Genomic DNA, 13,530 nt, shown 5'->3' with positions numbered 1-13,530 from the left:
CCAATGCGTGGTCGACAGGCCTTTATGGCGTACGCGACCGATGAGGCAAGTCGTAGATCGAGTACGTGACTTGATCGACCGGGGGCGCTCTCTGTGTAGCGCCCAGGCAGGTGTTCGACGCTCCTGTGTTCCATGGTGCCGCGCCGATGTGGGTCGGACCCGGCCAGCCCTGACGGTTGCCGGCGGGGTGCCTCGGGGCGGGGGTGACCCGGAAGGACGGTGATGGGCGGCGGAGTCGCCGGTCGCGGCGGCCCGCACGGCCCCGTGGTGGCGTGGCGGAAATCTTCCCGCAACCCTCTCGAGAGTGACGCAGGTCACATAAAATCGGTCGCTGTTTCCCGTAATGCGAACGGCCCCCGCGAAGTCCTAAAGGCATGGACTTCACCTTCACGCAGCCCGCCCTCGTCCGCCTCATCACCGCCGGGGACCACGAGGTCCCCGTGACCGCCACCCTCCGGTACACCACCGAGGATCCGCTCGCCGTGTTCATCGACTTCCCGCCCGAGGCGACGCTCGACGGGGAGGGCGCCACCTGGACCTTCGCCCGCTCCCTGCTGGACGAGGGGCTGGGGGAGCCGGCCGGATGCGGGGACGTGCAGATATGGCCGTGCGGGTGGGGACGTACGGTCCTGGAGTTCCACTCGCCGTACGGCGTCGCCCTGTTGCAGTTCGGCACGCCCGCGCTGCGCCGGTTCCTGCTGCGCAGCTACGCCGTGGTCGCGGCCGGGCAGGAGGACGTCGAAGCGGTGGTCGAGCGCGGGCTCAGCGCTCTCTTCGGCGGCGTGTGACCGCCCGTGGCCCGGCGGTCGCCTACGGGGCCGGGCGCGGGGCGAGGCCGACGGCGACCCTGCCTCCGCTCTCCAGCGCCCGCACCCCGGCCTCGGCGACGACGGACGCGGCATAGCCGTCCCAGACACCGGGACCGGTGACCTCGCCGCGCCGGGTGGCGTCCACCCAGGCCTGCACCTCGCGGTCGTAGGCGTCGGCGAACCGTACGAGGTAGTCCTGTGCGACGTCCTCGCGGGCGCCGCCCCCGCTGGTGACGACCATCGTGTGCTCGTCGCCGATCCGCGCGCTGCCCGACTCGCAGACGGCCTCGCAGCGGACCTGGTAGCCGAAGCCGCAGTTGACGAAGACCTCCACGTCCACCAGGGCACCCCGCTCGGTCTCGAACAGCACGAACTGCGGGTCGAGCAGCCCCTCGGGGGCGCCCGCCGAGGAGGCCGGACGCAGCACGGTCACGGCCGTGAGCTCCTGCCCGAGCAGCCAGCGTGCCGCGTCGATCTCGTGCGAGACCGAGCTGTTGATCAGCATGGCGCTGGTGAAGTCCGGCGGGGAGGAGACGTTGCGGTGCGTGCAGTGCAGCATCAGCGGCCGTCCCAGGCGCCCGCTGTCCAGCAGGGCCTTCAGACGCCGGTACTCGCTGTCGTAGCGCCGCATGAACCCGATCTGCGCCAGCCGCCTGCCGAGCCGTGCCTCCGCCTCCACCACCCGCAGGGCCCCGGCGGAGTCCGGCACCATGGGCTTCTCGCACAGCACCGGCAGCCCGCGCGCGAAGGCCGCGAGCAGCGCCTCCTCGTGCGCCGGGCCGGGCGAGGCGATGAGTACGGCGTCCACGCCGGGCGCGCCGAGGGCGGCCTCCGCCTCCGCGTGCACCGAGACCCCGTCGATCCCGGCCGCCGCCTCCTTCGCCCGGGCGGTGTCGGGATCGGCCACCGCGGCCACCCTGGCTCCGCTCACCACCTGGTCCAGACGCCGTATGTGGTCGGCTCCCATGTGTCCCGCGCCCAGCACCGCCACGCCCAGCAGGTCACCCACGTGTGCACTCCCTCGCCGTCAAAGGTCTCGGCGTAGCGTAGGCACACGTCCGGCCCGATGGGTCAGTAGCGCAGTACGCCCGCGATCCCGGCCTCGTCGCCCAGGGTGCCGTCCGGGACGAAGCGGACCTCGGCGCCGGTCTCCAGACACTGCTCGACGATCTCGTCCACGATGTCCTCACGGGCGTCGAGCTCGCCGCTCGTGGCCGGTACGAGGTGGTCGCCGCCCTCGTTGCGGACCGTCACGCGGTAGTTCTCCTCCACCGCCAGCAGCCGGACGCGGCCCTCCTGGGCACTGTGCCAGACCTCGTCGATGCCGGCCGCGAAGGTGCGGTGACCGCGCGCCGAGTCCAGTTCCCGGGCCACGGCGGCGGTGTCCCGGCCGGCCCGCGCGTCGTACGCCGGCTTCACGGCCTGCCACACCGCTTCGCGACCGGCGTGCGCGAGGCCACCGTGCCGCACCTGCACGGCGTCCTTGGCCACGTCGCCGACCTCGTCCAGCAGGGACAGCGCCGCGTCCTCTCCGGTGATGTACAGCGGGCGGGGCTGCTCGCGCAGGAGCTTGGTCATCGCGGTGTCCGCCTCGCGCAGGAAGTGGCGGGTGTCCTCGTCGCGGAAGGTGCTCGGCAGGTCGCCGATGCGTTCCTGCCGCTCGGCGTCGAAGTTCTCCCGGTCACGCGCCAGCGGGAATCCGCCGACGCGGTCCTCCACGACCCGGTCGCCGGCGCCGCTCCACAGCGTGACGAGGTCCGCGGAGACCGACAGCACCCAGAACGGCCGCTCCGCGGCTTGCGCCGAGACCAGGTTGCGGGTCAGGAAGGTGTCCGACAGCACCACCCGCTCGGGCACCTCCCGGGCGAGCGACCACACCTGGTGCTCACCGGGCGCGGCGAAGATCACCAGGCCGTCCTCGGCGTGCGCCAGGTCGACCTCGGCGAGTGCCCGGTCGAGCTGTTGCACGACGGAGGCCCGCCGTTCCCGGGTGACCGCGGGATCGGCCTCCAGTTTCTTCTTGGCCTCGGCCACCACATTGCGCAGCCGGACCGGATCCTGGGCGTTGTTGGGCTCACGCCGGTGCGTCGGCGTCAGTACGGACACCGCCGGGTAGGGGCGCGGACGGCGCAGCTCGGCAAGGGTCGCGGGACTGAGTGCGTGCTCCATGACAGCACCATAGGACTGATTCGCTTATCGGGCATTCGGGGTAATCGGACCTGTCGGGTCCGGCGGCACGACGAGCCGGTCGCGATGGCCGCGATGCCCGAGCCGGTCGTCCGCCCGACCGCACGGAAGTGGCTCCTGGCCCGGCGCCGCGAGGTCCGGATTCCGGCGGTGGCCGCACGGAAGGTGCCAGTTGAGCCGGACCGATGGTCGCCCGCCGACCCCTCCGTGGGCCGACGCGCGCTACTCCGCCGCGGCCGTACCGTCCGTGCTCCTCGGCCAAGGCCGACCGCCGCGTGGTTCTGGTCGTGTCGGTCGGGCGGGTGCACGTGGGCGCGGCCGGTGGCCAAGCGGCGGGGATGGGCTGCGCTAGGTGCATCGAGGGGGCCGGACGCTGTGTGGCTGAGCGGTCTGGTTGGGTCGGGCGGGGTGCACGTGGGTGTGGCCGAGGGGGATGCATAGTGGCGAGGTCCGTCGCGGGGCGAGCCGGATGCTGTGCGGCCGAGTGGTTCTGGTCGTGTCGTGTCGGGCGCGGCCGGTGGCCAGGCGGCGGGGATGAGCCGCCGCCGGTGCGTCCCCGCGAGCTCCGCCGCGGGCTTGCGGGCGCTGCGGGGCGAGCGGGCATCGGGCGCGGGCTGCCCGAGCGGTTCTGCCTCTGCGGTGGGTGGCACGTCAAGGGGCGGGACTTCGTCGCTGTGCGCGAGCGCGGCCCGGCCGCCCGCCCGCTGCTCGGCCGCCCGCCGCCCGCCGCCCGCCGCCCGCTGCTCAGGCTCGGCCGCTCGCCGTCCACGCTCGCCCCGCCCACCGTCCGCGCCCGGCCGCCCGTCTCCCGTCCCGGTGCCGCCGTGCGGGTTCGTGGGCGCATCCTGGGTCTTCTCGCCGGGCGGCCGTGACAATTCCCCGCCGGACAGCGGTGACGCGGGGCCCGGTGGCCCGTTACCGTACCGGTCAGTAACCCGATCGCACTCCAGGAGACGCCCCATGCCGCAGCTCGAGGTCGACGGCGCAGCGCTGACGTACGACGACGAAGGGCCCCGCGACGGCGACGGCGTGCCCCTGGTGTTCGTCCACGGCTGGACTGCCGACCGCCGCCGCTGGGACCACCAGATCGCGCACTTCGCCGGGAAGCGGCGGGTGATCCGGCTCGATCTGCGCGGGCACGGGGAGAGCGGCGGAGCGGGGGTGCCCACGATCGAGGAGCTGGCCCGGGACGTCCTCGCCCTCCTCGACCACCTCGAGGTCGAGCGCTGCGTACTGATCGGTCACTCCATGGGCGGGATGATCTCCCAGACCATCGCCCTCTCCCAACCCGAGCGGGTGGAACGCCTGGTCCTGGTCGGCTCCATCAGCCGGATGGCCTTCAGCCGGGGCCGCGGTCTGCTCATGGCCGCCTCCACCCTCGTGCCCTTCAAGCTGTTCGTCGCCGCCAACATCCAGCGGGCCTTCGCGCCCGGCTACCCGCGCGAGCAGATCCGGGAGCACATCAGGGCCTCGGCGGCGACCCCGCGCGAGGTGGTCATGACGCTGTACGGCGCCATGCGGGCCTTCGACGTCCTCGACCGGGTCGGCGAGATCCGCACGCCCACCCTGCTGGTGCACGGCTACCACGACATCCAGCTGCCGGTGAAGCAGATGCTGCGGATGGCGACGGCCTACCCGGACGCGGTGATCCGCATCATCGACGCGGGCCACGAACTGCCCCTGGAGAAGCCGGCCGAACTGACCGCCGCGCTGGACCGGTTCGTGAGCCCCGCGCCGGTGGCCTGATCCGTCCGGCGCCCCGGGAGCTTGGGAAAGCTTTACCCGTGGCCGGAACGTGCGGCGGATTCGCCCGATCGGCCAAGGCCGCATTGACCGGCCCCCGGTGCCCGGCACACGCTCGTCCTATAGGTGCTGGGTACAACCGGTAAGGCGGGAGGGCACTGCATGTGCGGCATCACCGGATGGGTCTCCTACGACCGCGACCTGCGCTCCGAGGCCGCGGCCCTGCACGCGATGACCGAGACCATGGCCTGCCGCGGCCCGGACGACAGCGGGACCTTTGCCGAGGGCCCCGCCGCACTCGGCCACCGCAGGCTCGCCATCATCGACCTGCCCGGCGGACGCCAGCCCATGACCGCCGGTACACCGGACGGAACCGTCGCCCTCGTCTACTCGGGCGAGACCTACAACTTCACCGAACTGCGCGCCGAACTCACCGGCCGCGGCCACCGTTTCACCACCGACTCCGACACCGAGGTCGTGCTGCGCGGCTACCTGGAATGGGGCGACGCCGTCGCCGAGCGCCTCAACGGCATGTACGCCTTCGCCGTCTGGGACGGCCGCCACGACACGCTCGTGATGATCCGCGACCGCATGGGCATCAAGCCGTTCTACTACCACCCGACCCCGGACGGCGTCCTGTTCGGTTCCGAACCCAAGGCGATCCTCGCCAACCCGCTGGTCCGCCCCCGGATCGGCCTCGACGGCCTGCGCGAGCTGTTCACCATGATCAAGACGCCCGGCCACGCCGTGTGGGACGGCATGCGCGAGGTGGAACCCGGCACTGTCGTCACCGTCGGCCGCTCGGGCCTGACGACCCGTACCTACTGGCGGCTGGAGACCCGCCCGCACCCCGACGACCGCGACACCACCGTGGCCGCCGTCCGCACACTCCTGGAGGACATCGTGCGCCGCCAGCTGGTGGCCGACGTCCCGCGCTGCACCCTGCTCTCCGGTGGCCTCGACTCCTCAGCCATGACCGCGCTCGCCGCCCGTCAACTGGCCGAGCAGGGCGAGACGGTCCGCAGCTTCGCCGTCGACTTCGCCGGCCAGAGCGACCACTTCGTCGCCGACGAACTGCGCGGCACCCCCGACACGCCCTTCGTGCACGACGTGGCCCGCCTCGCCCGCACCGACCACCAGGACATCGTCCTCGACGCGCGGACCCTCGCCGACCCCGCCGTACGCCGGAAGGTGATCGGCGCCCGCGATCTGCCCGCGGCCTTCGGAGACATGGACGCCTCGCTCTATCTGCTGTTCCGGGCCGTCCGCGACCAGTCCACCGTCGCCCTCTCCGGCGAGTCCGCCGACGAGGTCTTCGGCGGCTACCGGCAGTTCTTCGACGAGGAGTCCCGGCGCGCGGACACCTTCCCCTGGCTGCTGATGGCCGGCCGGAACTTCGGGGACGACAGTGACATCGTGCGCCCCGACCTGGCCAAGGCGCTGGACGTGGAGGCGTACGTCGCCGACGGGTACCGCACCGCCGTCGCCGGGATCGACCGCCTCGACGGCGAGAGCGACTTCGAGTACCGGATGCGGCGGATCTGCCACCTCCACCTGACCCGCTTCGTACGCGTCCTGCTCGACCGCAAGGACCGCATGAGCATGGCCGTCGGCCTGGAGGTCCGGGTGCCGTTCTGCGACCACCGGCTCGTCGAGTACGTCTACAACACGCCCTGGTCCCTGAAGTCCTTCGACGGACGGGAGAAGAGCCTCCTCAGGGAGGCGGCGGCGGATCTCATCCCCCGGTCCGTGTACGACCGCGTCAAGAGCCCCTACCCGTCCACCCAGGACCCGCGGTACGCCCGCGCCCTCCAGGACCAGGCCAAGGATCTCCTCGCCCGGCCCTCCCACCCGGTCTTCGACCTCGTCGACCGCGAGAAGGTCCGGCTCGCCGCCCACCGCGAGGCGGCGCCCGTGAGCACGCAGGCGGCCCGGCACGGCCTGGAACGCGCCCTCGATCTGGCCCTCTGGCTCGACCTCTACCGGCCGGAGCTGTCGCTCAGCTGACCCCCGGCTCCCGGTCCGCCCCGCACGAACTGCCGTTGGCCGGCAGGGAGCCGTACAGCAGGAAGTCGTCGACCTTGCGGTGCACGCACGTGGAGGAGGAGTAGCCGGTGTGCCCCTCGCTCTTGTTGTCGAGCACCACGGCCGAGGGGCCGAGCCGCGCGGCCGTCTCCACGGTCCAGCGGTACGGCGTCGCGGGGTCGCCCCGGGTCCCGATCAGGAGCAGCTTCGGCGTATGCAGGTTCTTGACCCGGTCGCGGATGAAGTCGGTGCCGCGGGGGCGGCCGTAACACATCACCAGCTGGGTGAGCCGGTAGCGGCCGAAGACCGGCGACGCCTGCTCGTACCGCCCGCGCAGCCGCCGGAGTTCCTCGACGATCTGTGCGGCGTCCGGCCGGTCCGGGTCGTCCGCGCAGTTGATGGCCATCAGGGCGGCCGGGAGGTTGTCCGGGGGGACTTCGTCCGCGCCCACGAGCCCGCCGTCACCGGACCGTCCGGCGGGCCGTGCGGTTCCGCCCGAGGCGAGGTTCTCGACCCCGCGTGTGTCCCCGTCCTCCATCAGCGAGGCCAGGGCCCGCTCGAGCAGGGGCCACAGGTCCTTGCTGTACAGCCCCTGCCCGATCGCGCCCACCAGGTCCTGGCCGGAGTAGCGGTCGCCGAAGGGCGTGGGTACCGGATCCGCGTCGAGCGACTGCACCAGGTGGACGATCCGTTCGCCGGCCGCGCGCCGGTCCTGCCCGAAGGGGCAGGCGATGTCGGCCACGCACCAGTCCAGGAAGTCGTCCAGCGCCGTCTGCTGCCCCGCGGCGCCCGCGATGCCCTGCTCGGCCGGCGATTCGGTCAGTGTGTCCACGCCGTCCAGCGCCAGCCGGCCCACCTTGCCGGGGAACTGGGCCGCGTACACCGCGCCCAGCCGGGTCCCGTAGGAGAAGCCCAGATAGTTCAGCTTCTTGTCGCCGAGGGCCTGCCGCATGACGTCCAGGTCCCGGGAGGCGTTCACGGTGCCGATGTACGGCAGGACGGCGCCGGAGTGCTCGGTGCACTCGGCCGCCGCCTTGCGCACCTTCTCCAGGACGGCCCGCGGATCGCCGACGGCCGCGCCGTCCTCCGCGGCGGCGTAGGCCTCGTCGGACCCCTCGCCGCAACTGACGGGTGAGGACCGGCCGACACCGCGCGGATCGAAGGTGACCACGTCATAGCCGTTGGTCAGGCCCATGAAGTCCTTGCCGCCGAAGGCGAGTTCGTTGATGCCCGCACCACCCGGGCCGCCGAAGTTGAGCAGCACCGAGCCCCGTGACGTGCCGGTGGCCCGGTAGCGCGCCAGCGCCACCTCCAGGGTGCCCACGTCCGGCCGGGCGTAGTCGAGCGGCACGGTGACCTTGCCGCACTGGAGGTCCTCGGGCATGTCGGGGCCCTCGCACGCCGACCAGACGATCTTCTGCCGGTAGAACCGGGACAGGTCGGGCTGGGGCAGGCCGGTCCCCGCGGCGGGCAGCCCCGCTCCCAGCAGGGTCAGCGCCACGGCGCCGACGCCCGTACAGCGCCGGGCGGCGGGCCGGATGGACAGCTTCGCCAGCATCGATGCCTCCAGGGACCCCCACTGTGGACCGGGACGGCGTCTCCCGCTCACCTTAAGCGGGCCCCGGAGGGCACGCCTCCGGGCGGGCGCGACGGCCTGCGGCGTCGTATCATGCGCACCATCCGTGATCGTTCGATTACTTTACGTGTGGTTCGATCGTTGGGCCCACTCGATGGGGTGAAGGGCCGATAAGCCATAACTCGGATTGGTTCGCCTGCGTTTAGTGCGGTGCGGGTGATCGCCCGCGAACCATGTCTGGAAGGCAGGGAACCGATGAGACGGGTTACCCGAAACGGTGTGATCGGCGTCGTCGCCGCCTCCGGCGCGATGGCCGTGACGATGCCGGTGTGCGCCGCCTTCGCGGCCGACGGCGCCTCCGCCGACGGCGCGGCGGCCGGCTCGCCGGGGCTGATCTCCGGCAACACCGTCCAACTGCCGGTGCATGTGCCGGTGAACGCGTGCGGGAACACCGTGAACGTGGTGGGACTGCTCAATCCCGCGGCCGGCAACGCCTGCGCCAACGGCGGCGGGGCCGGCGGGTCCGCGAGCACGGCGTCCGGCGGCGGTACGTCGGCGAACGCCGGCACCGCCGCGAACGGTGGCGCTTCCGCGCGCGGCGGGACGCAGGGCTCGCCGGGTGTGCTGTCCGGCAACGGCGTCCAACTCCCCGTGGACCTCCCGGTGAACGTCAGCGGGAACACCGTGAGCGTGGTCGGCGCCGGCAACCCGGCGCAGGGCAACACATCGGTGAACGGCCCCGGCGACAACTCCCCGCAGCCGTCGAGCCCCACCACCCCGGTGCACGCGGCTCCCCGGCCGACCCCGGTGGCCAAGACCCACCCCCGTCACGCGACGCCCGACTCCGCGCCGCCGCGGACCGGCTCCACCCTCGCCCACACGGGAGCGGATGAGATCGCGCCCGCCGCCGCCGCGAGCGCCGGGCTCCTGCTGGCCGGTACGGTCCTGTACCGCCGCTTCCGCGCCCGCCCGCAGCGCTGACACCGGCGCCTTCCTCCCCCTCCCGAGGCCCCACCGGCCCCCCGGCCGGTGGGGCCCGGTCGTCCCCGGCGGCCCTTCGGGCCGGCCACCGCGACCGCCGTGCGGAAACGAGCGGTTGAGCCCGGCCAACGGCTCGATCCCGTCGTAGCGCATCCCGTGGTGATCGGGAAGGATGCTGCGGGCGCCATCGATCGACCGACGGAATGGAGCGCACCGATGACCTCTCCGGCCCCCCAGGACCTCGTCATCACGCAGGCCACCCTCGCGGACTGGCCGGTGATCAGCGGGTGGGCGGCGGACGAGGGCTGGAACCCCGGGCTGTCCGACGGACCCGCCTTCTTCGCCCAGGACCCCGAGGGCTTCTTCCTCGGCCGGATCGACGGCGAACCGGTGTCGGCCGTCTCGGTCGTCAACTACGGCACGGACTACGCCTTCCTCGGCTGCTACCTGGTCCGCCCGGACCTGCGGGGCCGCGGCCACGGCATCACCACCTGGAAGACGGCCCTGGCGCACGCCGGGAACCGTACCGTCGGCCTGGACGGAGTGGTCGCCCAGCAGGACAACTACCGCCAGTCGGGCTTCGAACTCGCCTACCGCACCATCCGGTTCGCCGGCACCGCCCCCGCGGCCGAACCGCCCGCGGGCGTCCGCCCGGCCGGCCCCGCCGACCTGGCGGCCGTCACCGCCTACGACAGCGCCTGCCACCCGGCCGACCGCCCGCGCTTCCTGGCCGAGTGGCTGACCGCCCCCGGGCACCGGACCGTCGTCCGCCACGACGGCGACCGCCTCACCGGCTACGCCGTGATCCGGCCCGCCCGCGACGGCCTGCGCGTCGGCCCCCTCTTCGCGGACGGCGCGGACGACGCCCGCGCCCTGTTCGCCGCCCTCACCGCGGAGTCGGCCGGCGCCCAGGTCGCCGTCGACGTGCCCGAGCCGAACGCGGCGGCCGTCGCCCTGGCCGAGGCGGCCGGTCTCACCCCTTCCTTCGAGACGGCACGCATGTACACCGGCCCGGTCCGCCCGTACGCCACGGAACGGGTGTTCGGCGTGACGACGCTCGAACTGGGCTAGCGGATATTCCGTTGCCCCGCCCGGCCGCGGATGCTGGAGTGGGCGTATGGATCATGCCGCGTTGCTCGCCCTCTACGACCGGGAGATGCGCGCGGGCGCTCGACCCGACGGTCCCGGCGCCCGCGTGGAGCGCACCGGTGCGTTGGTGCGTCACGTCGCGGACGCGCAGGGCTGGAACGGCGTCCTGTGGTCCGCTCTGGACGACACGACCGCCGACGCGGTGATCGCCGAGCAGATCGCGTACTTCACCGGCCTCGGCCACGACTTCGAGTGGAAGCTCCACGGTCACGACCTCCCCGCGGACCTCGGAGCGCGGCTCACCGCGGCCGGGTTCGTGCGCGAACCGGAGGAGACGCTGATGATCGCCGAAGTGGCGGATCTGACCGGCGATCCGGAGCCGCCGGAGGGCATCCGCATCGTGCCCGCCACCGACCGGGCGGGCATCGACCTCGTGGTGGCCGTGCACGAGAGGGCTTTCGGCAGAGACGGCACCCGGCTGCGTCACCAGCTGCTCGCCCAGCTCGCCGCCGCCCCGGACACCGTCGTGCCCGTCGTCGCGCTGGCCGGCGAGGAACCGGTCTCGGCGGCCCGCCTGGAGCTGGTCCCGGGCACACGGTTCGCCGGACTGTGGGGCGGCGGCACGGTCGAGGCATGGCGAGGCCGCGGCATCTACCGGGCCCTGGTCGCCCACCGCGCCCGCCTCGCAGCGACCCACGGCTACCCCTACCTCCAGGTCGACGCCTCCGCCCTCAGCCGTCCCATCCTGGAACGCCTGGGCTTCCACCCGCTCACCACCACGACGCCGTACGTGTACGAGGCCGCTGCCGCCGGGCTCGGCCGGTGAACCCTCGGCGGGACCGCCCCTGGGGCTCCGCCCCGGACCCCGCCCAGGGGCTGCGCCCCTGGACCCCGGGGTTTCCCGCCCACCCATGACGGCCGACTGAAAGGCTGCCCCACCTGGGGCTCCGCCCCGGGCCCCGGCGGGGACCGCGTCCCCTGCACCCCTCGCGGGGCTCCGCCCCTGCACCCCGCACGGCGACATGCGGGGCCAACGTGCACGCGCCCGAAAGGGGCGCGGGGAACTGCGCGACCAGCCGCGGACGACGCGCACTCGCCCACGGCGAAACCCCGGCACCCCACTGGGCGGACCCCCAACTCGGCCCCGGCGGCCGGCCGTGCGTCAGCGGTGCGCCCTCGACCGGTCGAGGGCGGAGACGCCCAGCGCGGCCAGGCCGATCTGGATGAGCCACTCGATCCAGTCGACGCCCTTGGTGTCGGCCACCCCGAACCCGGCGGCGATCGCCGAGCCCAGCAGGGCGGCCACGATGCCGACCGCGATCGTCCACAGGATGCCGATGTGCTGCCGGCCGGGGACGACCAGGCGGCCCAGTACACCGATGATGATGCCGATGACGATGGCGCTGATGATGCCCGAGATCTCCATCTCCGCCCCTCTTCCTCGAGATCCCCGCTGTGTCCAATCTGCCCCCTTACTGTAGAAACAGTCCGCTCCGCTTGTTCCCTGTGAATGCCGGGACTTTCTGTTCACCGGGCCGTCATGCCATGTACCTTTCAATCGATTGACGCGTGTAGAACGCTCAACCCGGTTCTACGCGCGCAGACTTGGCGCCCGCACCGCCTCTACCCCACCCACACGGAGGTTCGCCGGATGCTTGGATCGAGGAGATCCCGCCGCAGAGTCACCACCGCCCTGGCCGGATTCGGACTGCTCGTCACCGGAGCCGCCCTCCAGGTCACCACCAGCGCCGCGCCCGCTCACGCGGCCACCACGCACCGCGTCCTGTTCGACAACGCCCATGCCGAGACGGCCGGCAACGCCGACTGGATCATCTCCACCAGCCAGCCCGACCCGCTCGGCCAGGATTCCTCCCCGTCCGCCGAGACGGACTGGACCGGCGCCCTGTCCTCCTGGGGCGTCGCCCTCCAGAAGACCGGCGGCTACAGCCTGAAGACGCTGCCCTCGGGCTCCAGCCTCAGCTACGGCGGCTCGTCGACGACCGACCTGTCGAACTTCGACACCCTGGTGCTGCCGGAGCCCAACACCCTCTTCACCACCGCCGAGAAGACGGCGATCATGAACTTCGTCAAGAACGGCGGCGGACTGTTCATGATCTCCGACCACACCGGTGCCGACCGCAACAACGACGGCGAGGACGCGGTCGAGATCCTCAACGATCTGATGACCAACAACAGCGTCGACTCCACCGACCCGTTCGGCTTCTCCATCGACTCGCTCAGCGTCAGCTCCGACTACCCGTCGGCCATCAGCGACAGCAGCGACCCCGTCCTGCACGGCTCCTTCGGCACCGTCACCAAGAGCCTGATCGCCAGCGGTACGACCGCCACCCTCAAGCCCTCCGACAACTCCGCCGTCAAGGGCCTGCTGTACCGCACCGGCTACTCCGGCAACACCGGCGCCTTCTTCCTCACCAGCACGTTCGGCAGCGGCCGCGTCGCCTTCTGGGGCGACAGCTCGCCGATCGACGACGGCACCGGCCAGTCGGGCAACACCCTGTACGACGGCTGGAACGACACCGGCGCCACCAACGCGGCCCTCGCCCTCAACGCCACGGCATGGCTGGCCGGCGCGGGCAGCAGCAGCGGAGGCGGCGGAGGCTCCGGCTCCTGCACGGCCGCCCAGCTCCTGGGCAACAACGGCTTCGAGTCGGGCAACACCACCTGGAGCGCCACCAGCGGCGTCATCACCAACTCCAGCGGCGAGCCGGCCCGTACCGGCTCGTACTACGCCTGGCTCGACGGCAACGGCACCGCCACCACCGACACCCTCTCCCAGTCGGTGACCATCCCGTCCGGCTGCGCCGCGGCCCTCAGCTTCTATCTGCACATCGACACGGCGGAGACCACCACCAGCACCGCCTACGACACCCTGAGCGTGCAGGTCCTGGGCAGCTCCGGGTCGGTGTTGGGCACCCTGGCGACGTACTCGAACCTCAACGCCGCCTCCGGCTACACCCAGCGCAGCTTCGACCTCAGCGGCTACGCCGGGCAGACCGTCACCCTCAAGTTCACCGGCACGGAGGGTTCCAAGCTCCAGACGTCGTTCGTCGTCGACGACACGGCGCTCAACGTGAGCTGACGCCCCGGGGCCCGGTCACC

At 72.5% G+C, this 13,530-nt stretch carries 12 protein-coding genes; 8 read left to right on the top strand and 4 right to left on the bottom strand.

What is annotated here, in order from left to right; genetic code table 11:
- Nucleotides 1–374: 374 nt before the first annotated feature.
- On the top strand, nt 375–788 hold the full coding sequence (locus tag ABZ915_RS41075; RefSeq protein WP_361814089.1) for an SsgA family sporulation/cell division regulator: 414 nt from the start codon (nt 375–377) through the stop codon (nt 786–788).
- A 22-nt stretch (nt 789–810) separates the two neighbouring features.
- Here the strand turns inward: ABZ915_RS41075 and ABZ915_RS41070 are convergent, their stop codons facing one another.
- Both ABZ915_RS41070 and ABZ915_RS41065 read right to left on the bottom strand, forming a co-directional pair.
- A complete protein-coding gene (locus ABZ915_RS41070; RefSeq protein WP_361814087.1) occupies nt 811–1,818 on the bottom strand; it encodes a Gfo/Idh/MocA family oxidoreductase in 1,008 nt (335 codons plus the stop codon).
- A gap of 62 nt (nt 1,819–1,880) precedes the next feature.
- Nucleotides 1,881–2,978 (bottom strand): chemotaxis protein, encoded by a 1,098-nt coding sequence (locus ABZ915_RS41065; protein WP_361814086.1) that lies wholly within the window; start codon nt 2,976–2,978, stop codon nt 1,881–1,883.
- Between the two features lie 566 nt (nt 2,979–3,544).
- Here ABZ915_RS41065 and ABZ915_RS41060 point away from each other — a divergent pair.
- From ABZ915_RS41060 to asnB, 3 genes are all read left to right on the top strand, one after another.
- On the top strand, nt 3,545–3,868 hold the full coding sequence (locus tag ABZ915_RS41060; RefSeq protein WP_361814084.1) for a hypothetical protein: 324 nt from the start codon (nt 3,545–3,547) through the stop codon (nt 3,866–3,868).
- Nucleotides 3,869–3,956: 88 nt separating this feature from the next.
- The gene (locus tag ABZ915_RS41055; RefSeq protein ID WP_361814082.1) at nt 3,957–4,742 is read left to right on the top strand and encodes an alpha/beta fold hydrolase; all 786 of its coding nucleotides are present in this window, start codon (nt 3,957–3,959) and stop codon (nt 4,740–4,742) included.
- Nucleotides 4,743–4,901: 159 nt separating this feature from the next.
- Nucleotides 4,902–6,746, top strand: a complete 1,845-nt coding sequence (asnB, locus tag ABZ915_RS41050) for an asparagine synthase (glutamine-hydrolyzing) (protein ID WP_361814080.1) — start codon at nt 4,902–4,904, stop codon at nt 6,744–6,746.
- Here asnB and ABZ915_RS41045 read toward each other — a convergent pair.
- Nucleotides 6,739–8,322 carry an alpha/beta hydrolase gene (locus ABZ915_RS41045; protein WP_361814078.1) on the bottom strand — a complete coding sequence of 528 codons (1,584 nt, stop codon included), beginning with the start codon at nt 8,320–8,322 and terminating at the stop codon, nt 6,739–6,741. The two genes, asnB and ABZ915_RS41045, sit on opposite strands and share 8 nt — an antisense overlap.
- Before the next feature lie 273 nt (nt 8,323–8,595).
- Between ABZ915_RS41045 and ABZ915_RS41040 the strand changes: the two genes are divergently transcribed.
- The 3 genes from ABZ915_RS41040 (at nt 8,596) to ABZ915_RS41030 (ending at nt 11,236) form a co-directional block, all read left to right on the top strand.
- Nucleotides 8,596–9,321, top strand: coding sequence for a chaplin (locus ABZ915_RS41040; RefSeq protein ID WP_361814076.1), 726 nt, complete (start codon nt 8,596–8,598; stop codon nt 9,319–9,321).
- Between the two features lie 216 nt (nt 9,322–9,537).
- Nucleotides 9,538–10,392, top strand: coding sequence for a GNAT family N-acetyltransferase (locus tag ABZ915_RS41035; protein WP_361814074.1), 855 nt, complete (start codon nt 9,538–9,540; stop codon nt 10,390–10,392).
- A 46-nt stretch (nt 10,393–10,438) separates the two neighbouring features.
- The gene (locus ABZ915_RS41030; RefSeq protein ID WP_361814072.1) at nt 10,439–11,236 is read left to right on the top strand and encodes a GNAT family N-acetyltransferase; all 798 of its coding nucleotides are present in this window, start codon (nt 10,439–10,441) and stop codon (nt 11,234–11,236) included.
- 336 nt (nt 11,237–11,572) lie between these two features.
- On the opposite strand, the gene ABZ915_RS41025 is transcribed toward ABZ915_RS41030, so the two are convergent.
- Entirely contained in the window at nt 11,573–11,836 is a 264-nt protein-coding gene (locus ABZ915_RS41025) for a GlsB/YeaQ/YmgE family stress response membrane protein (protein WP_361814071.1), read from the bottom strand.
- Between the two features lie 225 nt (nt 11,837–12,061).
- Between ABZ915_RS41025 and ABZ915_RS41020 the strand changes: the two genes are divergently transcribed.
- Nucleotides 12,062–13,510: a hydrolase gene (locus tag ABZ915_RS41020; protein WP_361814069.1), complete on the top strand. Its 1,449-nt coding sequence runs from the start codon at nt 12,062–12,064 to the stop codon at nt 13,508–13,510.
- The last annotated feature ends 20 nt before the right edge of the window (nt 13,511–13,530 follow it).

This window comes from Streptomyces sp. NPDC046915 (assembly GCF_040644935.1).
GTDB lineage: Bacteria > Actinomycetota > Actinomycetes > Streptomycetales > Streptomycetaceae > Streptomyces.
Note: the sequence above shows the minus strand (reverse complement) of the source record. Positions and strands in the feature narration are given on the sequence as shown.